The sequence below is a fragment of the Chitinophaga niastensis genome, from assembly GCF_003014755.1.
In the GTDB taxonomy this organism is placed as follows: domain Bacteria; phylum Bacteroidota; class Bacteroidia; order Chitinophagales; family Chitinophagaceae; genus Chitinophaga; species Chitinophaga niastensis.
In genome coordinates, this window is record NZ_PYAW01000001.1 from 1,317,398 (window position 1) to 1,340,752 (window position 23,355).

23 protein-coding genes are annotated in these 23,355 nt (G+C 44.1%); 15 read left to right on the forward strand and 8 right to left on the reverse strand.

Features of this window, described 5'->3' with window-relative positions:
* The first annotated feature begins 16 nt into the window (after positions 1-16).
* Both CLV51_RS05550 and apaG read left to right on the forward strand, forming a co-directional pair.
* Positions 17-280 carry a DUF4157 domain-containing protein gene (locus CLV51_RS05550; RefSeq protein WP_106527592.1) on the forward strand — a complete coding sequence of 88 codons (264 nt, stop codon included), beginning with the start codon at positions 17-19 and terminating at the stop codon, positions 278-280.
* Between the two features lie 83 nt (positions 281-363).
* Positions 364-750, forward strand: coding sequence for a Co2+/Mg2+ efflux protein ApaG (apaG, locus tag CLV51_RS05555; RefSeq protein ID WP_106526994.1), 387 nt, complete (start codon positions 364-366; stop codon positions 748-750).
* Positions 751-778: 28 nt separating this feature from the next.
* On the opposite strand, the gene gldB is transcribed toward apaG, so the two are convergent.
* Positions 779-1,816, reverse strand: a complete 1,038-nt coding sequence (gene gldB / locus CLV51_RS05560; protein ID WP_106526995.1) for a gliding motility lipoprotein GldB — start codon at positions 1,814-1,816, stop codon at positions 779-781.
* Positions 1,817-1,882: 66 nt separating this feature from the next.
* On the opposite strand from gldB, the gene CLV51_RS05565 reads away from it, so the two are divergent.
* From CLV51_RS05565 to CLV51_RS05590, 6 genes are all read left to right on the forward strand, one after another.
* Entirely contained in the window at positions 1,883-2,566 is a 684-nt protein-coding gene (locus CLV51_RS05565; RefSeq protein WP_106526996.1) for a porin family protein, read from the forward strand.
* A gap of 76 nt (positions 2,567-2,642) precedes the next feature.
* Positions 2,643-4,310, forward strand: coding sequence for an NAD+ synthase (locus tag CLV51_RS05570; protein ID WP_106526997.1), 1,668 nt, complete (start codon positions 2,643-2,645; stop codon positions 4,308-4,310).
* Between the two features lie 125 nt (positions 4,311-4,435).
* Complete coding sequence (gene serS, locus CLV51_RS05575) at positions 4,436-5,704, forward strand: serine--tRNA ligase (protein WP_106526998.1); 1,269 nt, start codon at positions 4,436-4,438, stop codon at positions 5,702-5,704.
* Between the two features lie 285 nt (positions 5,705-5,989).
* Entirely contained in the window at positions 5,990-6,538 is a 549-nt protein-coding gene (locus CLV51_RS05580; protein WP_106526999.1) for a GNAT family N-acetyltransferase, read from the forward strand.
* 45 nt (positions 6,539-6,583) lie between these two features.
* Positions 6,584-7,669 carry a HesA/MoeB/ThiF family protein gene (locus tag CLV51_RS05585; protein WP_170115320.1) on the forward strand — a complete coding sequence of 362 codons (1,086 nt, stop codon included), beginning with the start codon at positions 6,584-6,586 and terminating at the stop codon, positions 7,667-7,669.
* A gap of 2 nt (positions 7,670-7,671) precedes the next feature.
* Complete coding sequence (locus tag CLV51_RS05590) at positions 7,672-8,415, forward strand: sulfite exporter TauE/SafE family protein (RefSeq protein ID WP_106527001.1); 744 nt, start codon at positions 7,672-7,674, stop codon at positions 8,413-8,415.
* A 65-nt stretch (positions 8,416-8,480) separates the two neighbouring features.
* Here the strand turns inward: CLV51_RS05590 and moaA are convergent, their stop codons facing one another.
* Both moaA and CLV51_RS05600 read right to left on the reverse strand, forming a co-directional pair.
* Entirely contained in the window at positions 8,481-9,458 is a 978-nt protein-coding gene (gene moaA, locus CLV51_RS05595) for a GTP 3',8-cyclase MoaA (RefSeq protein ID WP_106527002.1), read from the reverse strand.
* Between the two features lie 5 nt (positions 9,459-9,463).
* A complete protein-coding gene (locus tag CLV51_RS05600) occupies positions 9,464-9,835 on the reverse strand; it encodes a DUF7009 family protein (RefSeq protein ID WP_146151227.1) in 372 nt (123 codons plus the stop codon).
* Positions 9,836-9,917: 82 nt separating this feature from the next.
* On the opposite strand from CLV51_RS05600, the gene moaD reads away from it, so the two are divergent.
* Together moaD and CLV51_RS05610 are read left to right on the forward strand one after the other, a co-directional pair.
* Entirely contained in the window at positions 9,918-10,151 is a 234-nt protein-coding gene (moaD, locus tag CLV51_RS05605) for a molybdopterin converting factor subunit 1 (RefSeq protein WP_106527004.1), read from the forward strand.
* A gap of 26 nt (positions 10,152-10,177) precedes the next feature.
* Positions 10,178-10,579, forward strand: coding sequence for a molybdenum cofactor biosynthesis protein MoaE (locus CLV51_RS05610; RefSeq protein ID WP_106527005.1), 402 nt, complete (start codon positions 10,178-10,180; stop codon positions 10,577-10,579).
* Positions 10,580-10,775: 196 nt separating this feature from the next.
* On the opposite strand, the gene CLV51_RS05615 is transcribed toward CLV51_RS05610, so the two are convergent.
* Both CLV51_RS05615 and moaC read right to left on the reverse strand, forming a co-directional pair.
* Positions 10,776-11,375, reverse strand: a complete 600-nt coding sequence (locus CLV51_RS05615; protein ID WP_106527006.1) for an NTP transferase domain-containing protein — start codon at positions 11,373-11,375, stop codon at positions 10,776-10,778.
* Positions 11,359-11,844, reverse strand: a complete 486-nt coding sequence (moaC, locus tag CLV51_RS05620; protein ID WP_106527007.1) for a cyclic pyranopterin monophosphate synthase MoaC — start codon at positions 11,842-11,844, stop codon at positions 11,359-11,361. Before moaC ends, CLV51_RS05615 begins: the two co-directional genes overlap by 17 nt.
* A gap of 46 nt (positions 11,845-11,890) precedes the next feature.
* Between moaC and CLV51_RS05625 the strand changes: the two genes are divergently transcribed.
* From CLV51_RS05625 to CLV51_RS05635, 3 genes are read left to right on the forward strand one after another with little or no spacing between them, the layout of a single operon-like run.
* A complete protein-coding gene (locus tag CLV51_RS05625) occupies positions 11,891-13,099 on the forward strand; it encodes a molybdopterin molybdotransferase MoeA (protein WP_106527008.1) in 1,209 nt (402 codons plus the stop codon).
* A gap of 42 nt (positions 13,100-13,141) precedes the next feature.
* Entirely contained in the window at positions 13,142-14,590 is a 1,449-nt protein-coding gene (locus CLV51_RS05630; protein WP_245898626.1) for a DUF1800 domain-containing protein, read from the forward strand.
* A 40-nt stretch (positions 14,591-14,630) separates the two neighbouring features.
* On the forward strand, positions 14,631-15,833 hold the full coding sequence (locus CLV51_RS05635; RefSeq protein ID WP_106527009.1) for a DUF1501 domain-containing protein: 1,203 nt from the start codon (positions 14,631-14,633) through the stop codon (positions 15,831-15,833).
* Between the two features lie 117 nt (positions 15,834-15,950).
* On the opposite strand, the gene CLV51_RS05640 is transcribed toward CLV51_RS05635, so the two are convergent.
* The 3 genes from CLV51_RS05640 to CLV51_RS05650 form a co-directional block, all read right to left on the reverse strand.
* Positions 15,951-16,463 (reverse strand): hypothetical protein, encoded by a 513-nt coding sequence (locus CLV51_RS05640; RefSeq protein ID WP_106527010.1) that lies wholly within the window; start codon positions 16,461-16,463, stop codon positions 15,951-15,953.
* A 131-nt stretch (positions 16,464-16,594) separates the two neighbouring features.
* The gene (locus CLV51_RS05645; RefSeq protein ID WP_106527011.1) at positions 16,595-18,637 is read right to left on the reverse strand and encodes an OPT family oligopeptide transporter; all 2,043 of its coding nucleotides are present in this window, start codon (positions 18,635-18,637) and stop codon (positions 16,595-16,597) included.
* 157 nt (positions 18,638-18,794) lie between these two features.
* A complete protein-coding gene (locus CLV51_RS05650; protein WP_170115321.1) occupies positions 18,795-20,504 on the reverse strand; it encodes a peptide MFS transporter in 1,710 nt (569 codons plus the stop codon).
* Positions 20,505-20,675: 171 nt separating this feature from the next.
* Between CLV51_RS05650 and purD the strand changes: the two genes are divergently transcribed.
* Together purD and CLV51_RS05660 are read left to right on the forward strand one after the other, a co-directional pair.
* On the forward strand, positions 20,676-21,953 hold the full coding sequence (gene purD, locus CLV51_RS05655; RefSeq protein WP_106527012.1) for a phosphoribosylamine--glycine ligase: 1,278 nt from the start codon (positions 20,676-20,678) through the stop codon (positions 21,951-21,953).
* Between the two features lie 344 nt (positions 21,954-22,297).
* Positions 22,298-23,335, forward strand: a complete 1,038-nt coding sequence (locus tag CLV51_RS05660) for a rod shape-determining protein (protein ID WP_245898627.1) — start codon at positions 22,298-22,300, stop codon at positions 23,333-23,335.
* Positions 23,336-23,355: the final 20 nt, after the last annotated feature.

The window sequence follows — 23,355 nt, forward strand, 5'->3', positions numbered from 1 at the left end:
AAGGGCTGCACGCTTTATGCGAGTGCAATCAGTGGCCATGGTAGTGGGATGTACCATTCATTTGCATGGTGCATCCCGCGAATTTTTTTTGTCTGATATAGCCTGGGTAAGACATGAGGCCTGTCATGTAAAACAATACCTGCAATATGGGCGCGTAGGGTTTTTGTGGAGATATTTTTTAGAATATTTACGCAAAGGGTACTACCACAACCGGTTTGAAGTAGCAGCAAGGGGATCGGAGGAGGACCCCGCTATGTTGGATGATATTGAAATAGTCTAAAGAATCGTTAAAGTGTACACGATAACATATTTTTTACAACCACTGGCTTTATTTTTCTTATTTTTACCCTAAAGGTTGATTTTATGGTTAAGAAGGTAACAGAGGGCATCACCATCAGCGTGGAAACATTCTACCAGCCGGATTATTCAAATCCTATTGGAAGCGAATTCATGTTTGCTTACCGTATTACCATTGAAAATAATAACACATTCCCTATTAAATTACTCCGCCGGCACTGGTATATAATTGATTCCAACGGTACCCACCGTGAGGTGGAAGGCGAAGGCGTAGTGGGCGTACAGCCGCTGCTGGCCCCCGGTGAAACATATCAGTATGTCTCGGGATCCAATCTTCGCACTGAAATAGGCAAGATGTACGGAACTTATCAAATGGAAAACCAACTGGATAAGAAAATACTCGAGGTAAAGATTCCTGAATTCCAGATGGTTGTTCCCTTTAAGTTGAATTAATTGCCTGTCTTCGTTTTAACCTGTAATTTTATTTAGGCCTATACTTCGCGGCCTTAAAGATTTCCATCATATCCTTTGATTCCATTAGCTGCTGTAGGGAAACCTCCGGGTGCTCTTCCATATATTTTTTTATGATCCGCCAGCCAACAAAGTTGCCGATTTTGCCAGGAGCTCCCTCGGGCATGCCCTGCGTAGAGGGCCCATCACCAATAAAATGATTGATCTGTTGCCAGTCGGTAGAATACAGCAGGTTGTTTTGCACAAAAAACTGCCACACCATCTGTTCATTATCCCGGCACCATTGGAGCTGGTCTTTCGTATAGCCAAACTTGATAGTATCGGGTGTTTCAGGTAATACTTTGTCCAGGAAATATTGTTGTTTACCGGCTTCCATTACCTGGTCCAGCAAAGCACCCGTGCTGCGGGGCGTAGGATACAACTGCTGCTGTATTACCTGCATACAATTAGTCGTAATATATTCCGGTGCAAACCGGTGGATCATATAATCCGGATAATCGGGAATTTGTGCATAAGGTGGAAAGTCTTCTCCCATATACATATCCAGCCCGATACCCAGTGTAGAATCCATTGTTATGGCACCATAATTGGCAATACCGGAAATGAAAGTAATTACCCGGGGTGGCTGAAATGCAGGAATGTAGTATTTGACATACCGGAAACACTGTGCCAGCTGGTCTTTTAGCTGGTTATTGTTGCCATATTTTGTGGATACCGCTTTTTCCAGCTGCCGGAAATCAGGGGTAGTCAGGAACATATGGAGCTGCCGCTGAATTTCCTTACTGCTGTCTGTATACGCGCCAAGATTCATAATATCCGTCACATACAGGGGCAGGAACTTAGGATAGGCGGCGTGTACCTTTTCCAGTCCGGGTTGCATGTTACTGGTATCAATGGTAAACAGGGCGGAGTCAAAGCGTAACAGACTAACGGTCATGGGTATATGACTTACATCTGGCGCTTTATTACCGGATTTACAGGCTGCTGCGCCCAGCAGGGCAATCAGGCAGCTTGTCAGCAGGGTATATTTATTAATGTAACTTTGCATCGCTCTTAAAAACTCATGAAAGGGTAAATTTATTATATACCTTGTATTTTAAAAAAGATAATTTATATGAAGCGGATTTTCTTTTTGCTGGCAATCATGGGCATCGTGAATGTTAGCATGGGTCAGGGAGGATATAACACATTCCGGAATAAGGTAAGATTAGGGTTCACGGTAAATCCGATGATATCGGTGCTGAAACCGCAGGAATCCGGTGTGAATCGTACCGGAGCCAAAGCAGGATTGAATTTCGGGCTGATGGCCGACTTTAATTTGAATCCAACCGGTAATTATGCCCTGGCTTCGGGATTCCAGGTAGTATTGGGTGGTAGTAAGTTGAAATATGATGCGGGTAAAGGGTTGAGCGGTTATAATCAAAACCCCGCTGAATATAATATGAAGCTCACCTACATTGAAATACCATTAGCATTAAAGCTCAAAACCCGATCGGATGGTGGAATAGGCTACTGGGGCCAGTTTGGTACCTATCTGGACTTTCCGGTGAGTGGACGTGCAAATATCATCTCCATGAATCAAACCTACGACAGGGTGAACATACTACCGGAAATGAACCGTATTAATGTAGGTATGCTCCTGGGCGGCGGTGTGGAATACCCGCTGGGCGAAACCCTCACCGGCCTGATTGGTATTACCTATCAGAATGGTTTTGTAGATGTAACCCGTAATGCCAAATGGAATGATGGCAGAGTAAATATGAATAGCTTTGCATTAAGACTGGGTGTATATTTTTAAGCTATTAGCATTTAGCTATTAGCACTAAAGCCTAATCGCTAAAAGCTTTATATTTTTATTTGTTTATTCTTTTGTTATGAAGATTATACTGGCACAACAGAATTATCATATAGGGAACTTTGAACACAATATTGGAAAGATCATTGCCGGCATTGAAGCTGCGAAGGCGCAGGGAGCAGACCTGGTAGTGTTTTCGGAATTATGTGTATGTGGATATCCGCCCCGCGATTTTCTGGAATTTGAAGATTTTATTGCGCAGAGCTATCACGCCATCGATGTGATAAAGGCGCATACAAAAGATATAGCTGTACTGGTAGGAGCACCTGCGCGTAACCCCCAAAGGGAAGGCAAAGACCTGTTTAATGCTGCCTGGTTTTTATACGAAGGTGAGGTAAAACAGGTAGTGCATAAAACACTGTTGCCAACCTACGATGTATTTGATGAGTACCGTTATTTTGAGCCTGCTTACGAATGGAATGTAATTCCTTTCAAAGGGAAGAAGCTCGCGGTAACCATTTGTGAGGATATCTGGAACCTGGGTGATAACCCGCTGTACCGCATCTGCCCTATGGATAAGCTGATGGCGCAGGAACCGGATGTGATGATCAATCTCTCTGCTTCTCCTTTTGATTATGATCATGATGAAGATAGAAAAGAAATTATCCGCGCAAATGTATTGAAGTACAAATTGCCCATGTATTACAGCAATACGGTGGGATCTCAAACAGAGATTGTATTTGATGGTGGATCCCTCATTTATGATGCTGCAGGCAATATTGTTAAAGAGCTGCCCTACTTCGTAGAAGCGATGGATGGAATGGAGTTGGAAAAGCTTACCGGTAGCCACTTGAAGCCTGTTTCGCCAGCAGTATTTACGCCATTAACAGCACTGGATTTTGAGTATAATATCGACCGCATATATGATGCATTAGTGATGGGTATCCGTGATTATTTCGGAAAGATGGGCTTTACCAAAGCCATTCTGGGCTCTTCCGGGGGTATTGATAGCGCTGTAACCCTTGCTATTGCCTGCGATGCGCTTGGAAAAGATAATGTGCGCGCAATACTTATGCCTTCTCCCTACTCTACTGAACATTCTGTAGATGATGCGGTGGCATTATCCAAAAATCTGGATAACCCTTACGATATCATTCGTATTAATAATATTTATGAAACCTTCTTAACCACGCTGGATCCATTTTTCAAAGGATTGCCCTTTAACGTGGCGGAAGAAAATACGCAGTCCCGTATTCGTGGTAACCTGTTGATGGGCTTATCCAATAAGTTCGGCTATATTTTGCTGAATACCTCTAATAAAAGCGAATTATCTACCGGCTACGGTACCCTTTATGGTGATATGGCCGGCGGATTATCTGTTTTGGGAGATGTGTACAAGATGCAGGTGTATTCTCTGGCCCGGTATATCAACCGTGATAAAGAAATTATTCCGGTAAATATTATCGACAAAGCGCCGTCAGCAGAGCTACGGCCGGATCAGAAAGACAGCGATAGCCTGCCAGATTACGCTATCCTGGACAGGATTCTGTATCAGTATATAGAGCGCCGTCAGGGACCACGCGAGATTGTTGCACAGGGCTTCGACTCCGCTTTGGTTTCGCGGGCCTTAAAGATGGTCAACACCAATGAATACAAGAGAAATCAGTTTTGTCCCATTATACGCGTATCGTCCAAAGCCTTTGGTGTAGGCCGCCGGGTGCCGATAGTGGGCAAATATCTAAGTTAGAGCTATTAGCTATTAGCGTTTAGCTGTTAGTGTTACCGATAGAGACTTCTTGTTGAAACACTAAGGGCTAAAAGCTAAACGCTAATAGCTATTTTAATATATTTGCTAAAATTTGATCATACAACATGTTACAAGTACCGTTTATACGTCAAAATAAAGAATTGGTATTGGAGCGCCTGGCTTTTAAATATTTTAAAGAGACAGGTGTAGTAGAAGAAGTGCTGGCGCTGGACGACAAGCGCAAGAAATTAACCCTGGAATATGATGAAACACAGGCGCAGATAAATAATTTGTCTAAAGAAATAGGCAAACTGATGGCGCAGGGGAAAAAAGAAGAAGGTGAGGCACAACGTGCTGCTGTAGCGGCTTTGAAAGATCGTTTAGGCCCTGTAAATGAGGAACTGAATGCTACTGAAAAAGCACTGCATGATACATTGGTGAAATTACCTAACCTGCCTGCTCCCATTGTTCCTGCCGGCAAAACACCGGAAGAGAACCTGGAAGTACGTGGTGGTGGTAAAATTCCTACACTTTACGACGGTGCGGTTCCTCACTGGGACCTGGCTAAACAGTACGACCTGATTGACTTTGAGCTGGGTAATAAAATTACCGGTAGCGGTTTCCCTGTTTTTAAAAATAAGGGTGCCCGCTTACAACGTGCGCTGATACAGTATTTCCTGGATTATAATATCAGTAACGGCTATACGGAATATGCGCCGCCATACCTGGTAAATGAAGCATCTGCCTATGGTACCGGCCAGTTGCCGGATAAAGAAGGACAGATGTATCATGCTACAGAAGATAACTACTTCCTCATCCCTACTGCAGAAGTACCGGTAACCAATATCTACCGCGATGAGATTGTAAAAGATACAGATCTGCCTATCAAAATGACTGCCTATACGCCTTGTTTCCGCCGTGAAGCAGGATCTTACGGTAAAGATGTACGTGGACTGAACCGCGTGCACCAGTTTGATAAAGTGGAGCTGGTGCAACTGGTACATCCCGACAAATCTTATGAAGTGTTGGATGAAATGGTAGCACACGTAGAAGGATTGTTGAATCAGCTGGAGCTGCCTTATCGCATTCTTCGTTTATGCGCCGGTGATATGAGCTTTGCTTCTGCACTTACTTACGATTTTGAAGTATATAGCGCCGCACAGCAAAAATGGCTGGAAGTGAGCTCTGTTACTAACTTTGAAACATTTCAGTCTAACCGTATGAAAATACGTTTTAAAGAAAATAACGGGAAACCACAACTGGTGCATTCCCTGAACGGCAGCTCTTTGGCATTGCCGCGCATTATGGCCTGCTTACTGGAAAATAACCAGACCGCAGAAGGTATTCAGATACCTACTGTGCTGCAGAGCTATTTTGGCAGCCATATGATATAAATAATTGCGGATTATAAAGGGATTTTGGCGGAAGGGAAGGCCTTCGGCCTTTGTCTTTTCTTTAGCAGGATTAGACTGATTTAGATGATTTTTCTGATTTCATTTCTTTCTTATCAATATGCTGACTAATTTTCTAAAGCATATTATAAAACGATATAGGTACCTTTTAAAAGAAAATAAAATCAGGGTAATCATCTAAATCAGTCTAATCCTGCTAAAGAAAAGACAAAGGCCGAAGGCCTTCCCCTCCGCTAAAATCCATAATCCGCAATTCATAATTCTTCCATGAAGCATTTCTTGCCAAACGGAGACGAGCTCATCATTCGTTCTCCTGAGCCCACCGATGCTGCAGGCTTGCTTGCCAGTTTTCAGCGCCTGACCAGGGAAACAGATTACCTGTTGTTTACCTATGGGGAGTCATTGGATCTGGAGGTAGAATCAGAGGAAGATTACATTCAATCCTACCTGGATCATCCCAATCAGCTGCTGTTAGTAGCTGTTGTACAAGGAAAGATAATAGGCTCGGTTAATTTAAACCAGAGCGGGCATCACAAAAAATCCCATACCGGCGAAATGGGTATTGCCATTGAAAGCGCATGGAATAACATGGGTATTGGTCGCCGCCTGATGACGGCCATGCTACGCTGGGCAGAACATCATCCTGATTTACAGATTATTTACCTGAACGTTTTTTCTACCAATGAAAAGGCGATGCAACTGTACCGTAACTTCGGTTTTATGGAGTGCGGACGGCTACCACAGGGCATCATACAAAGAAATGGTACCTATACCGACCTGGTAACCATGTACAAGCGGGTAAAACCTGCTGTATAAAAGTCTCCGGAATACGACTAATTTTAAGGCCTTAAATGAATCATCATGCAGCGATATGACCGTCAGACCAGACTCGAAGGATTTGGGCCGGAAAAACAGGCCTTATTGCAACAGGCGAAGGTACTGGTAGTAGGAGCCGGCGGCCTGGGGGTACCTGTATTACAATATCTTACGGCTATGGGCATCGGGCAAATAGGCATTGCAGAACATGATACCGTATCCGTTACCAACCTGCAAAGACAAGTACTCTATACCACTGCAGATCAGGGTGAATCAAAAGTGCAACTGGCTGCAAAACGCCTGCAGCAGCTGAATCCGGAGGTGAAACTGGTAATACACGATACATGGCTCACCACAGATAACGCGTTGCAGATCATCAGTGATTACGATGTAGTAGTGGATTGTTCCGATAATTTTGGCACCCGTTACCTGATCAATGATGCTTGTGTAATAGCAGGCAAACCGTTGGTATATGGAGCTATTTATAAATATGAAGGACAGGTAAGCGTGTTCAATTACCAGGGCGGTGCTACTTACCGTTGTATATTTCCTGAGCCACCCGAAAGCGGTGAAATGCTGAACTGTAGCGATATTGGCGTGTTGGGTGTATTGCCTGGTATTATTGGTTGTTACCAGGCCAACGAAACCGTGAAAGTAATTACGGGCATCGGCACACCACTCAGTAATCAGTTAATGACCATCGATACTTTAAATAATACCCACCTGATTTTTAACATCAAGCCGGTGGCGGCCAATCAGCAAATTAAAACATTGCAGAAAAACTATCAACAAACCGTTTGCGAAATGGAAGGCGTCAAATCTTTATCAGTAAAGGAATTACAGGAGTGGCTGCAAAAAGATACGCCCTTTATGTTGCTCGATGTAAGAGAAGATGATGAGTGGGAAATATGCCATATACCACAGGCCGTACATATCCCCATGGGACGTGTATTGCAGCAGGTGGCTGCATTGCAGGAGGATGTTCCTATTGCGGTGCTTTGTCATCATGGTATGCGGAGCCGCGCTGTAGGACAGCGTTTAACGGAACTTGGCTTTAATAAGATATATAATGTAGAAGGTGGTATTCATGCCTGGGCCTGTGTAATAGATGATCAGATGCAAACCTATTAACCGTGATCTTAGAACTCTGTATCCTTTTTTTCCTGGTGGCATTGGCATATTCTGCCGCCGGATTTGGTGGCGGGTCCAGCTATCTGGCTATACTGGCTTTGTGGAGCGTGGACTTTCAATTGATGAAGTCTACTGCTTTGTTGTGTAATGTGGCTGTTGTGATTGGTGGTGTCTATCATTTTTATAAAAGCGGGCACCTGCCCATGAAAAAAGCGTGGCAGCTATCGCTTATCAGTGTGCCACTGGCCTTTGCGGGCAGCTATCTGCCGCTGAAACAAGCTACTTTTTTTCTGTTGCTGGGCATTGCTTTAACACTGGCAGCAGTAGTAATGTGTTATCGCCTGTTTTTTGAGCGGGAGGAAGAGGCTGATCCTGTCAGGAAAGGCAGTGGACTGGTGTATGGGGTAATTGGTGGGGCTATTGGATTATTATCCGGTATGACCGGTATTGGTGGCGGCATCTATCTGTCGCCGGTACTGCGTTTGGGTAAGTATGATACTGCCAAGAACATCGCAGGACTGAGCAGCTTTTTTATCCTGGTAAATTCTATCGCCGGCTTATTAGGACAAGCAGCCAAACACGCTATTGTATTTGATATGTCATTTGCAGGGCCGTTACTGATAGCCGTTATTGCAGGCGGACAAATAGGCGCACGTCTCAGTGCGAAGGTACTGAAACCCAGGTGGGTGGCGGGCGCTACAGCGGTGTTGATTTTATATGCAGGGGTAAGAATGCTGGTGAAATAGCTATTAGTATTTAGCTATTAGCTTTTAGGCACTAATGGCTAAGTGCTAATAGCTAAAGGCTTATCTCATCCTCCTATCACTGACATGCTCTCCATATTTTTTGCAGTATGATGTTGCTCGGCTTCAAAGCCGTTAGCAAAACGCGCGTGTATAGCGGATTGTATGGCAGGTAGTAATTCGTTGTGATGTAATTCATCTCTCATCATCTCTTTCACATTTAATACATCATTGCCATACAGGCATGTTTTCATACTACCGGTGGCGGATATACGAAGACGGTTGCAGGTGCCGCAAAAAGTCCGGCTGTAGGCAGGAATCACACCTATATTGCCTTTGTGGCCGGGAATATGGTAATTAAGTGATGTGGAGTGTGGTGCATCACTGATCTTTTGCAAGGCATATTGTGAGCTGATCGTTTCCAGGATTTTATGATAGTTCCAGGTAATGCCTGAAAAGGCATGTCCCTGTCCGTTAAACGGCATCTCTTCTATAAACCTTACTGATAGGGCATTTTCACGTGTGAGTGCGGTAAAAGCGGTGAGCTCATCAGTATTCACATTTTCCATTACCACTGCATTTATTTTCACCTGCATGTTGTGTTGCAGCAAACTTTCCAGCGTAGCCATTACAGTAGCGAATTTGTTGCGGCGGGTGATTTGCAGGAACCGGTCTGCCTGTAGTGTATCCAGACTGAGATTGATGTTGGTAATGCCCAGTTGCCGGAGTGCAGAAATATGTGGTTGTGTTAATATACCGTTGGTGGTAATAGCAATTTCGCGGATGCCCGGAATATTTTTAATTTTTTCCAGCAACGTCATCAAACCGGCTCGTAGAAAGGGTTCTCCACCGGTAATGCGTACTTTGGAAATGCCTGTGCCGGCTAATAATTGCAGCAGGGTGAGTATTTCATTATCTGTGAGCAATTCGTTTTTTTGTACAAAATGCATATCCTCCGGCATACAATAAGTGCAACGTAAATTGCACCGGTCTGTTACCGACAATCTAACGTAATCGATTATACGATGATGCGCATCTGTGAGCATTTGTTTTAGCAGTTTTTATCTGTCATCGGGTTATCGAATGACTGGCTGTCGTCTTCCTCACGTTCTGTGAGGCACTTGAAATCCTTTTCCACGAGTATTGTCAGCTCTGATCCATCTGTATTAGGCAGGATGAGTTCAAAACCTACCTGGTCCGGTGCATACCAGGGTGTGAGTAGTGTAACCGGCAGCAGCAGATGAACGCCATCATGTTCCATTTTTATCACCGGATCGGTGATCTCTTTTCCACGAATGCAAAAATGCAGGGTACCCGCGCCTATGTGCGTAATAGATTCCACTTTCCCGGTGGTTTCCAGTAATGTAATATCCGTTTTGTCCAGCCGGTACCTGATGCTGTTGCCTCTTAGCCGTATCTTCATAAAAAAATGATTTATCTGCCACATTAAAATTACTACATTATCAGGGCTATATTGTAGTTTTATCCAACAATTTTAATGGTATATGAGTGTATTGTTGTTTGGTGTGGCTAAGGATATAGCTGGTGTCCCGGTAATTGATATACCGGAACATATTACGGATGTAGCTGCATTAAAAGCCTGGCTGTATAATAGCTATCCTGCATTGCAGCAGCTCAAATCCTTGATGATAGCGGTTAACCGGGAGTATGCCGGTGATGGGCAACTGATCAGCAGCGACGATGAAATTGCCGTAATACCACCGGTAAGCGGCGGATGATGACCCTTTTAATGTAATTAACAGAGATGGACGTATTAATAAAAATTAAAGAGATTATTACCGTGCAGGAAGCGCTGGAGTTTATACAGGCGCCGGAATGTGGCGGGGAAGTGATCTTTGCCGGCACGGTACGTAATCATACCAAACAGCGGAGTGTACTAAAGCTGTTTTATGAATGTTATGAAGCAATGGCTGTTTCCGAAATGCACAAGATTGCACAACAGGTGCAGGAGAAGTGGCCTGTGCAAAAACTGGCCATGCTGCATGCGATAGGTGATAAATATCCTGGTGACCTGGCCGTTGTGATAGCCGTAGCATCTGCGCACAGGGGCGTTGCTTTTGATGCCTGTGAATTTGTGATTGATACCCTGAAAGAAACAGTACCTATCTGGAAGAAAGAGTTTTTTGCAGATGGGGAAATTATTTGAGCGGGAAGGCATTCGGCCTTTGTCTTTTCTTTACCATGATTAGACTGATTTAGATGATTATTCTGATTTTATTTTCTTTCAAAAAATACCTATATCTTTTTATAATATGCTTTTAGAAAATCAGTAGGATTAAAGATTAGAATGAAATAAAATCAGAAAAATCATCTAAATCAGTCTAATCGGGAGAAAGACAAAATTAAAGGCCGAAGGCCTTCATCGCTTCCGCTTTTTCCTCCGGTGTATTGGCATTGAATTGCTCTGCTGCGTAAGGGTTTTGCAGCAATGCAATGTCGCTGTTTAGCATAGTTTTACGCGGACAATTTTTTCCTGCTATTACATTTTGTAACAGTGCTTCCAAACCAGCGGGCTCCCAGATAGCTATTAATGGCTCCGGTAGCTCATTTACCGGACTGATAAATGAAGTGGCCGCTTTATGTATATCTCTGGCATTAATGAGTAATTCCAGGCTTTGTTTGCCTACCAATGGCAGATCGCAGGCGAGCACAAGCCACGCTGTTTGCGGCTGCAGGGCATGTGCGCTGAGCAACCCCGCAGAGGGGCCACCATAGGGAACGCTGTCTGGAATAAGATGCGGATAATGTGCAAAAATATCCTGTTGTTCCTGTCTGCAGGAAATATAAACTTCTCCTAAAAAAGACTGCAATAAAGTAGTCAGGTATTGCCACTGCGGCATATCGTGATAAGCGATGGTACTTTTATCTTCCTGCATACGTGTGCTGAAGCCGCCACACAATACCAGTCCTTTTAAGGGTGCAATATTATCTTGCATAGTCATGTTTACCACCTGTTTTACTGATCAGTTTTGTTTCCCGGATAATCATGTCCTGTGTGAGTGCCTTGCACATATCGTAGATAGTGAGGGCAGCTACACTGGCGCCGGTGAGGGCTTCCATTTCCACGCCTGTTTTACCGGTAGTTTTAACAGTGCAGCGTATAACTGCTTCATCTGCTTCCAGTTGTATCTGTAGGTCGCAGCCATCCAGCAGTAAGGTATGACACAACGGAATGAGTTCCGGTGTTTTTTTTGCTGCCATGATACCCGCAATGATGGCTGTTTGAAATACGCCACCCTTGCGGGTTTGAATGTCGTGCCCCTGAAACTGGTCACGTACATTTTGCGGTAAAAAAATACGACTCTCGGCAACGGCTATACGATAAGTATTGTCTTTACCACTCACATCTACCATCGCCGGTTGACCGGCTGCATTCAAATGTGAAAAATCGCTACTTGACTGATTGGACATAAAAGCATAAATTTAATCATCTTCACTTTTACAAAAGTAATTTAAAATGATGTTGACTGTTGCTGCTGCATTTACCGCTGTTATGCAAACTGTGCGGGATATGGGTACCGAAGAAGTGCCATTTGAAGCTGCTATCGGCCGTATTTTGCGGGAACCGGTGACGGCAGACAGGCCTTTTCCTCCTTTTGACCGTGTAACAATGGATGGTATTGCGTTGAACTACGACAGCTTTGCCCGCGGTCAGCATATTTTTGGAGTAGAAGATATACAGGCTGCCGGTGCACCGCAGCTACAGTTATCTAATACAGCCAATTGTATAGAAGTGATGACCGGCGCTGTGTTGCCGGAAATGACGGATACCATCATTCCGTATGAACAGCTGGCCGCTTCGGAGCATGAAGGTTTCCGCCGGTTTATGATTAATGCCAAAGTAACCAAAGGGCAGCATATTCACAGGAAAGGTTCGGATGTAGCGGAAGGCGCCCTGCTGATAGCGCCCGGTACGCTGATAGGTCCTGCGGAAGCGGGTGTACTGGCTACCGTAGGTAAAACAACTGTGTTGGTGAGTAAGTTACCCCGCGTGGCGGTGATTGCCACAGGTAATGAACTGGTGCCCGTGCATACTACGCCGGAAGCGCACCAGGTGCGGATGTCCAATGTATATAGTTTGGTAGCATCGTTGCAACAGCTGGGTATTACTGCCAGTTATGTGCATCTGAATGATGATAAAGAAGAGATGAATACCCGGTTGCAGCTACTCTTACATGAAACAGATGTATGGATCAGTTCGGGTGCAGTGTCTGCCGGAAAATTTGATTACCTGCCTGCTGTATTGCAGCAGCTGGGTATGCAAACTGTATTTCACAAAGTGCAGCAAAGGCCCGGAAAGCCTTTCCTGTTCGGCCGTTTCAGCGAGGGGCCAGTAGTGTTTGCATTACCTGGCAACCCGGTATCAGGCTTTATGTGTTTTTACAGATATGTGCAGCCCTGGCTACAAGCCGCCATGGGCGCGAGAGAACAGGAACCTTCCTATGCAGTGCTCGCAGAGAAAGTGATTTTTGAAGCAGCACTGGAATATTATTTGCCGGTGAAATTACAATCGAAACCCAATGGTACAATGACCGCTATCCCGCAGCCATACCAGGGTTCAGGTGATCTGGCCAGTTTGTTAAAGGCCGACGCATTTTTAGTGTTGCCTGTTGATGCAACCATTTTTGAAAAAGGAAGTTGTTATCCCGTTTGGAAATTCCGTTAAACCTGGCAGGCAATTAGGAGTCTTACATTAAATTATTTGCATATGGCTGTCGTTGCCCAGAAAATCCAAATGCAACATCTTGCCTGGCGTGCCGGCTTTGGAGAAACCTTCCCTACTATCTCTGATTGGGAAAACAAAAGGCGTAAAGATATTGTGAACAAAGTCCTGATAGGACCTAAAAGAGCGGAGATAGAATCCGTGAACGTCATTAACGTGACTGATCTTCCCGACTACAAGAAGATGAAAGGTATGACCCCGGATGAAAAGAAAAATGTGCAGCAGATGAATAACCAGGGTATCAAAGATCTCAACGTAGCCTGGTTGAATATGATGATAAAAAGCGAACACCCGCTACGCGAAAAAATGAGCCTTTTCTGGCATGGACATTTTGCCTGCCGCACACAGGATGTATTATATAATCAGCAGTTACTGACGGTGATACGTGAAAATGCATTGGGCAACTTTGGTGATTTACTCAGCGGAGTGTCCAAAAGCACAGCCATGTTGCAGTTTCTTAATAATCAACAAAACCGCAAACAACATCCCAACGAAAATTTTGCGCGGGAAGTAATGGAGTTATTCACATTGGGAAGAGGCAACTACTCCGAAGATGATGTGAAGGAAGCTGCGCGCGCCTTTACAGGCTGGGGTTTTGATGACGATGGTAATTTTATATTCCGGGATAAGCAACATGATGATGGAGTGAAATCACTGTTAGGAAAACAGGGTAGTTTTAATGGTGATGATGTATTAAAGATCCTGCTGGATCAAAAACAAACTGCAAAATTCATCACCACAAAAATCTATAAATATTTTGTAGATGATACTCCCGATGAAGGGCATATCACGATGCTGGCGGATAGGTTTTATGATTCCGGCTATGATATCAAGGCATTAATGAAGGAGATATTTATGTCCGATTGGTTTTACGACAGCAAGTATGTAGGTAACCATATCAAGTCGCCGGTAGAATTGTTGGTAGGTATCCGCAAAGCTATACCCATGGCTTTTGAACAGGAAGAAGTGATGTTGGTATTTCAACGGGTACTGGGACAGGTACTTTTTTATCCGCCTAATGTAGCCGGCTGGCCCGGTGGACGTAACTGGATAGATAGCTCCAGTCTTATGTTCCGCCTGCGTGTACCACAGGTGATCTTATACTCTCAGACACTGAATGTGATGCCGAAAGAAATAACGCCGGAAATGGGAGAAGGTGCCAGCTATAAAATGACGCTGCAGATCAATGATTTTCTGAAGCGGCAATACGCAAAGAAAGTGAACGCGCGCATCGACTGGACTCCTTATTTGCGGGGTTACGATCCTGTTCCGCGTGAAAACCTTGCTAATGAAATAGCTGGTGCATTGCTGCAAAACACCAATAACATAGATAAGAAGTTGTTGGAAAAATATGCAGATAGCACTACGAGGGACAGTTACATTCAAACGGTGACTATTGATGTAATGAGTACACCGGAATATCAGTTGTGTTAACAACTGTTGATCATCTACCTAAAAACTAAAATTCTTTCTCATGCTAATTCTTAACAGGCGCCGTTTTTTACAGGTGGGATCATTGGCTTCAGCGGCAGTAATGATGCCTAAATTCCTGAAAGCACTGGAAAGAGGAGAACTGGTACCTCCCGGAAATAAAGTGCTGGTGGTAATTCAGCTATCCGGCGGTAATGATGGCCTCAATACAATTATTCCTTATCGCAACGATATATATTACCGTGCACGCCCTGTTTTAGGTATAAAAAAAGCAGATGCACTGGCACTCACAGATAACCTGGGTATCCATCCGGCGCTGAAAGGCCTGAAAGCACTGTACGATGACGGGGCATTAGGTATCCTTAATAATGTAGGGTATCCTAATCCCGACCGTTCACATTTTCGTTCTATGGACATCTGGCATTCAGCTAGTCAATCCAACCAATTCTGGTCTGATGGCTGGATTGGACGCTATCTCGATGCACAATGTAATGGTTGCGACAAACCTACACAGGCACTGGAAATAGATGATACCCTGAGCCTCGCATTAAAGGGAGATCATGCCAATGGGCTCGCAGTTGCTGATCCCGCGCGGCTTTTCGGTACCAGCAATGATAAATATTTTAAAGACCTTTTACAACAGCATCCACAGCACGATGAACATCATAATGTGGATTATCTGTATAAGACAATGGGAGAAACTATTTCTTCTGCAGCTTATATCCAGCAACAGTTTAAAACGTATCAGTCTAAGGAAGCCTACCCCAATACGGAATTGGGTAAGAACCTGAAAACCATTGCCAACCTGGTAATGTCGGACATCAATACCAAAGTATATTATGTATCACACGGTAGTTTTGATACCCATGTAAACCAGCAGGGGCAACAGGAGCGGCTGTTTCAGCAATTGAGTGATGCCCTCACCATATTTACCGGCGATCTGAAAAAGAATAACCGTTTTCAGGATGTAGTAGTAATGACTTTCTCTGAATTTGGACGCAGGGTGAGCCAGAATGCGAGTGGTGGCACTGATCATGGCACTGCTAATAATATGTTCCTCATTGGTGGCGGATTAAAGCAGCAGGGTGTTCTCAATGAAGGGCCAGACCTGTTTAATTTGAGAGATGGGGATCTGCAATATAAAGTAGACTTTAAAAGTGTGTATGCCACCTTGTTAAACAAGTGGCTGGGAGCAGATGATAAGGCGGTGCTGAAAGAGCAATATAAACATTTGGAATTCGTCTGAACTGTGATTTTTATGATTAATATGATTATCCTGATGAGCGAAGATATACGCAAACATCTTCCCTGAAATCTTCGCTCATCAGGATAATCATATTAATCATAAAAATCACAGTTCAGATTATTGGCTTACCTGTGTGGTAATAGCTCTGAAAGCCCCGTCCTTCACCCCTCTTGGGCCACCGATACCATTTATATCCGTGAGTGTACCGGAGAAAGTGCCTTCAACCGACGTATTGTCTATTTTGGTAATTGTGATATAAAAATCAGCGCTTCCTGTTGATGTAAGTGTAGATGGAAAGAGGCCGTTTAAGGCAATCAGCATATTATTACCCGTTATTCTGGCAGGATATACACCTGGTGTGAAAGGCATGGCAGGTGCTGTCAGTGTAAAGGTGATTACATCACCAGTATAGCTTTGAGCTGTGATTTCCATTCTTGGATAATCATTCAATGGATTTTCATCTGTATAATTGGGCAGATAAATAATGCCTTTAGGATTCTCTGAAAGATAGATTTTGTTATCCAGTTTCAATGATACAAATCTTCGTTGGCGACTATCGTCTTTATCTTTTCCGCAGGACACGCTCAGCAGCACAACAGCGCTGAGCAATGCGGTTACAAATATGCGCATAGGTATGTATTATAAATAGCTGTAATAAATTCCGCGGCTAAATTAAGCATTTTCAAATACAAAAACGGATGCCGGTATAGGATTGTTACATCCTGCTACCGGCATCATTATTAGCTTGAAAAGTTGACCGTTTAATCTTTACGCGCCGTGTGGTACAGGTACCAGCCCATAAAGGCAAAGAAGCCGCAACCTAATATCAGATAGCCACCCTCGCCCATGATGCCGGTGAGGAGAGATTGATTGTTTAGTTTGGTAAGAATAGCTGCCGACCAGTCGAATCCGGCCAGGATAGCAATGATAACACCGGCTACTGCACCACCCGCCACCAGGCCGGTAGCAAAGAGATTGCCTTTGCCCAGTTCATCTTCTTCAGCTGCCTGTTTTTCCTTTTTCTTTTTATAGTCTACAACACCACGGATAGCACCACCCACAAAAATGGGCAACGTAGTGGATAAAGGAAGATAGGCTCCCACTGCAAAAGAGAGAGAGTTTACACCGCATAATTCCATTGTAACAGCCAGGAATACACCTACCAGTACAAATTGCCAGTCGAGGTTGTTTGACAGAATTCCTTTATCCAGTGTAGCCATAAGAGTGCCTTGCGGAGCCGGGAAATATACACTGCCGATAGCATGTTCTGTTACACCGTGGCGTATCATGTCTGCCGTAGGCTTATCTAAAAACTTTACCGTTAAACCTATTATTATAGAGGATACAATAGCGCCAATAAACAACGCCAATTGCTGATACATAGGTGTAGCGCCAACAATATAGCCGGATTTCAGATCCTGCGAAGTGCCGCCGGCATTGGCTGCTGCAATACAGATCATGCTACCTACTATTAGTGCCATAGGTTCATATACCTTACCAGTCCAGCCTACTGCTATAAATACCAGACAGGTACCCATCAGTGTAGCGATGGTCATACCAGAAATGGGATTGTTGGAAGAGCCTATCAGTCCTACGATGCGACTGGAAACCGTTACGAAGAATGCGCCGAATACGACTACCAGTAAGCCTATCAGTAATTTTTTGCCGATGGAATCGCCGGGTAATTGTGGCAGAAAAGCCATCAACAGGATGAGCGCAAGACTTCCGAACAGTACTACTTTCAAACTGAGGTCTCTTTCTGTTCTTGGTACGCTTCCATTGCTGCCAGCGGTTTCTGAGCCATCTTTGATAGCGCCCAAACTACCTTTGAAAGAAGAGATGATAGTAGGAATTGTTTTCAAGAGGGTAATAAATCCACCTGCAGCTACAGCACCCGCGCCAATTTGCCGTACATAGGCATAATATACTGCGGAAGAATAATCAGTGAAAGTATGTGTTAACGGATTCCAGTTGCCTTGTCCGCCAGGTGTTTGAAGATTGGCCAGGTATCCTATTTTCACCAGTTGTGTGGCAATGGTATCTGCTGGTAACAAAGAGGCCAGCAACGGAATGAGCGCCAGCCAGGATAATACTCCGCCTGCCACCAGTACGCCCGCAATACGGGGGCCTATGATGTAACCTACGCCCATATATTCCGGCGTTATGTCGGCACTGATCTTGGCAGAAGGGAAAAATTTACTGGCTTGTTTGGTCATGTATTCCGGTGTTTCCGCAATCACATGCAGGATCTTCTGCAGGATAGCATAGGAAAAGGCAAAGCCCAGTCCGTAGAAGGCAGTCTTAGCAAAATCGCCCCCTTTCTCACCAGCTATGAGTACATCGCCGCAGGCCGTACCTTCCGGGTATGGCAGGGTTTTGTGTTCCTTTACAATCAATGATTTTCTTAGGGGGATCATCATCAGTGTACCCAGGATACCACCAAAGATGGCCAGGATCAGGATCGTGAAGTAGTTGAAGAACTGTGTTCCGCCACCATCGCTGAGGAATAAAAAGCCTGGTAACGTAAATACCACACCGGCAGCAATTGATTCACCTGCAGAGCCGGTGGTTTGAATGATGTTGTTTTCCAGGATAGTTGTCTTGAAAAACTTTCTACCCAAAGTAATAGCAATAACGGCAATAGGGATAGACGCAGAAACGGTAAGACCTGCTTTCAGCGCCAGGTATACGGTAGCGGCGCCAAAGATAATACCGAAGATACAACCGAGTAAAATGGATTTGAGGGTAAACTCCTTCATTTGTACGCCGGGTGGAACAAATGGTTTGAAATTGTTGTCAGACATAAGTTTGTATTACAGGATGCAGATTAAATTTGGTGTAGATTAAATATAAGTAGAAATAATTATGAATTACGAACGAAAGCGAGTGATGTAAGCGTATAATACCCGCTTCATTCACTCGCTTTCGTTCGTAATTGACAATTCGTAATTCGTAATTATTTTATCTAACGCCGTGCATCCATTTTTTCAGGAAACCGGAGAGCAGGAATAATATTACAGCAGCAGTTCCTGGTAAGATTACAAACACCATGAAGAACTCATAGAGGTTGTGAATGGTGAACCCTGCAAAAGTTGGATAATGAGTAGCCAGTTTCAGTTCCTTCAATTTATCCAGTTGCTGGGCGGTAGCGCTAATAGTACCATCCAATACCCCTTTCAGGTTAATGCCATTTTTAGATGCCAGTTCATATTTATCGATAGTTGGCGGCAGTAAAGCCCCCAAAGTACCTGCCAGTGCATATCCTGCAGCATTAGCCAGGAACCATACGCCCATCAGTAAAGAAGAAAAGCGGCGTGGCGCCAGTTTAGCCACCAGGGATAAACCGATTGGTGATAAACATAATTCGCCCAGTGTATGGAACAGATACATCAGGATCAACCAGCTTACACCCAGTTTTTCGTTAGGGCCGAGGTTCTTCATCTGTATAGCGATGATGAAAAATCCTAAGGCTAACAATGCCAGGCCTAATGATTGTTTAACCGGGGAGATAGGCTCCAGGTTACGTTGCTGCAATTTCAGCCATAACCAGCTGAAAGGCAATGCAAATACGATGATGAAGATGGAGTTAGCGTTTTGTACGAAGCTTGGCGGCATGTTCCAGCCGAGGAGGCGACGATCTGTCTGGTAGTCCGCAATAAACGTGAGGGAAGAACCAGCCTGCTCAAAACAAGCCCAGAAGAAGATAACAAAGAAGGCTACAAAGTATAGCACGATAATTCTTTGTCTTTCTACTTTGGTAATAGATTTATCTGTCAGGATCAACACACCGAGGCTGATACCAGCTGCATAGATGAAAGGATACAGCCATGCTTTAATAGGATTGGGATCCAGTGACAGGTAGTGGATGCCGATGAATAACACCACCATTAATACCAGTACACCCAGGATAGCGCCGGGAGTGAATTTGGCTTTATCTGATTCCCCTTCGATGGAAGATGGTTTGCTGAAGTCTGGTTTAGCGCCGATGGCCTTGCCTTCGGGGGTAACCACATATTTATCTTTCAGGAAGTAGAAGAGTATCGTTCCCGTGAACATAGCCAGGCCGGCAGCCAGGAAGCCCCATTTGAAGGCGCTTACCATTCTGAAGCCGTTTAAATCTACTTTATCACCCAGGATAGGGCAAATGAGCATACCGAGGAATGCGCCCATATTGATACCCATATAAAAGATGGTGAAAGCAGAATCCAGGCGGCCGTCGTTTTTAGGATATAGCTGGCCTACCATGGAAGAGATATTGGGTTTGAAAAAGCCATTACCGAAGATGATCACCAGGAGGGCGACCCATACGATTGTTTTGGCCAGTTCTACGTTGGAGGCGTAGATAGTAGCACTGAACACCATTAATAGCTGCCCGATGCCCATTACAAAACCACCTAATATGATACAGTTTCTGTTGCCCAGGTACCGATCAGCAATATATCCACCCAGCATAGGGGTCAGATAGCAAAGCCCGAGGAAACCGCCATAGATATAAGAAGAATCTGCTTCAGAGAAAGAAAGTGCATTTACCAGGAAGAGCGTTAATAACGCCCTCATTCCATAAAAGTTAAATCGTTCCCACATTTCTGTGGCAAATAACACTCTGAGCCCTTTAGGGTGGCCCGTCTGCGAGGCAATAGGGGACTCTTGTGCAACAGCAGTTTGCATCATAAATTGGTTAGTTTTAGCAATAGTTGTTTTAAGATTTTGTTAACCTCTAAATGTGGCAAGTTAAATAAAATCGGTAATCTGCGTAAAAAAATGGTGGGAATGCTCACTTTTTGTGCTTTTTTGCTCTTTCTTTGCACTTTCTTTCGCATCTGCATTTATTAGGCAAATCATATGAACATATTATTACTTGGAAGTGGTGGCCGGGAACACGCACTGGCTCTTAAAATGTCGCAAAGCACACAGTGTGGTCAATTGTTTATTGCCCCTGGTAATGCCGGTACCGCACAATGCGGTAAGAATGTGAACATGGGTGTAAGTGATTTTGAAAAGATAAAAACCTTTTGCCTGGAACATGCCATAGACCTTGTTGTACCGGGTTCTGAAGAAGCGCTGGTGAATGGTATTTATGATTTTTTCAGTAAGGATGCGGCTTTGCAACATATTCCGGTAATGGGACCTTCGCAGGAAGGTGCACAGCTGGAGGGCAGCAAGGCTTACGCCAAGTTGTTTATGCAACGTAATAATATTCCTACTGCTGCTTATCGCGAGTTTAATGAAAAAAATTATGAAGAAGGAATAGCTTATCTTCAGCAGCACTCCTTACCAATTGTTTTGAAAGCAGATGGACTGGCAGCTGGTAAAGGAGTAGTAATAGTTGCCAATCATGAAGATGCATTGGAAGAATTTGAGCAGATGATTAAGTCAGCCAAATTTGGTGATGCCAGCAAAACCGTTGTAGTAGAGGAGTTTCTGACAGGTATTGAGTTATCTGTTTTCGCTATCACAGATGGTCATTCTTATAAAATATTACCTGAAGCAAAAGATTATAAAAGAATTGGTGAAGGAGATACGGGTCTTAACACGGGTGGTATGGGGGCTGTATCTCCTGTTCCCTTTGCAGATGCGGCATTCATGACCAAAGTAGAAGATCAGATTATCCGTCCGACTATTGCCGGCTTATCAAAAGAAGGGATTGTGTATTACGGATTTGTCTTTTTTGGCCTGATTAATGTAGCTGGGGAGCCTTTCGTGATTGAGTATAATTGTCGTATGGGTGATCCGGAAACGGAAGTTGTCATGCCCCGTTTACAAAATGATCTGTTGGAATTGTTTACTGCTGTTGCACAGGGGAAACTGAACGAACAAACTATTTATGCAGATGCACGTGTAGCTGCAACCATGATGCTGGTATCAAAAGGATATCCTGAAGCATATGAAAAGAACAAAGTAATTACCGGCATTCCGGCTCCGACACGCGACCAGATCGTATTTCATGCAGGTACCAAACAGGACGGCAATGATGTGTTGAGCAATGGAGGTCGTGTACTGTCGATTACTTCACTGGCAGCTGATCTGTCGCTGGCTTTGGCACATTCGGTGCAAACAGCTGAGCAGATTGCGTTTGACGGTAAAGTGTATCGTCGTGATATCGGATATGAATTCATTTAGCATTTAGCTATTAGTGTTTAACTTTTAGAACTTAGCGGGTTAACTGCTAACAGATAAAAGTTTAAACCGCTAAGGTTTAAGGGCTAAAAGCTAATTGCTAACAGCTACAGTGGGGAGGACTGGTACAGGACAATTGAAAAGCGGGACTTGTAAGGCGTAATTTTTAGCGTCAGGAACAATTAAAACGGGTTAATTCCGTTCATCTGGTCGGAGCATAAAGAGAGCAGTTACTATGCCGTTTATACAACAAATAAGTTTTTTTAATATTTAGCCGTATTATTGCAAGAATATCCATTTTTTGCATCGTATATTCGTTGGAATTATTCATTTTTGCATTCTAATTTTTGACCGTATCAACAATGGGATTTTTTAATTTTTTAACGCAGGAAATCGCGATTGATCTTGGTACAGCGAACACGCTGATAATTCATAATGACCAGGTGGTAGTGGACGAGCCTTCCATTGTAGCGATAGAACGGGCTAGTGGCAAAATTGTGGCAGTTGGAAAGAAGGCCATGATGATGCACGAAAAAACACACGAATATCTTCGTACTATACGTCCCCTGAAAGATGGCGTGATAGCGGACTTTAATGCCGCTGAAGGAATGATCAGGGAACTCATAAAAATGATTTACCCCAAAAAACCGCTGTTTGCTCCAAGCTGGCGTATGGTGATCTGCATCCCTTCCAGTATTACGGAAGTGGAAAAGAGAGCAGTACGTGACTCTGCTGAGCAGGCTGGTGCCAAAGAGGTATATCTGATACATGAACCTATGGCTGCTGCCCTCGGTATTGGTATTGATGTGGAAGAACCAGTGGGTAACATGATCATTGACATTGGCGGTGGTACTACCGGTATTTCGGTAATAGCACTGGCCGGTATTGTATGCGACCAGAGTATCCGTATCGCCGGTGATGAATTCACTGCTGATATCATGGAAGCACTGCGTCGTTATCATAGCTTACTGATCGGTGAAAGAACAGCAGAACAGATCAAGATACACATCGGATCTGCCCTGAAAGAACTGGATAACCCGCCAGATGATATTCCGGTAAACGGAAGGGATCTGGTTACCGGTATCCCTAAGCAAATCATGGTATCTTACCAGGAAATTGCGGAAGCTCTTGACAAATCTATTTTTAAAATTGAGGAAGCCATCCTGAAAGCGCTGGAAACAACGCCTCCGGAACTGGCATCAGATATTTATCGCAGAGGTTTATACCTGACAGGTGGCGGTGCATTGCTGCGTGGACTGGATAAGCGTCTTACCCAAAAAATCAAACTGCCTGTTCATGTAGCAGATGATCCGTTGCGCGCGGTAGTGAGAGGTACGGGTATTGCATTAAAGCATGTTGGTAAGTATCCTTTCCTGATGCAATAAACCTATTTTGTGATTTAGAT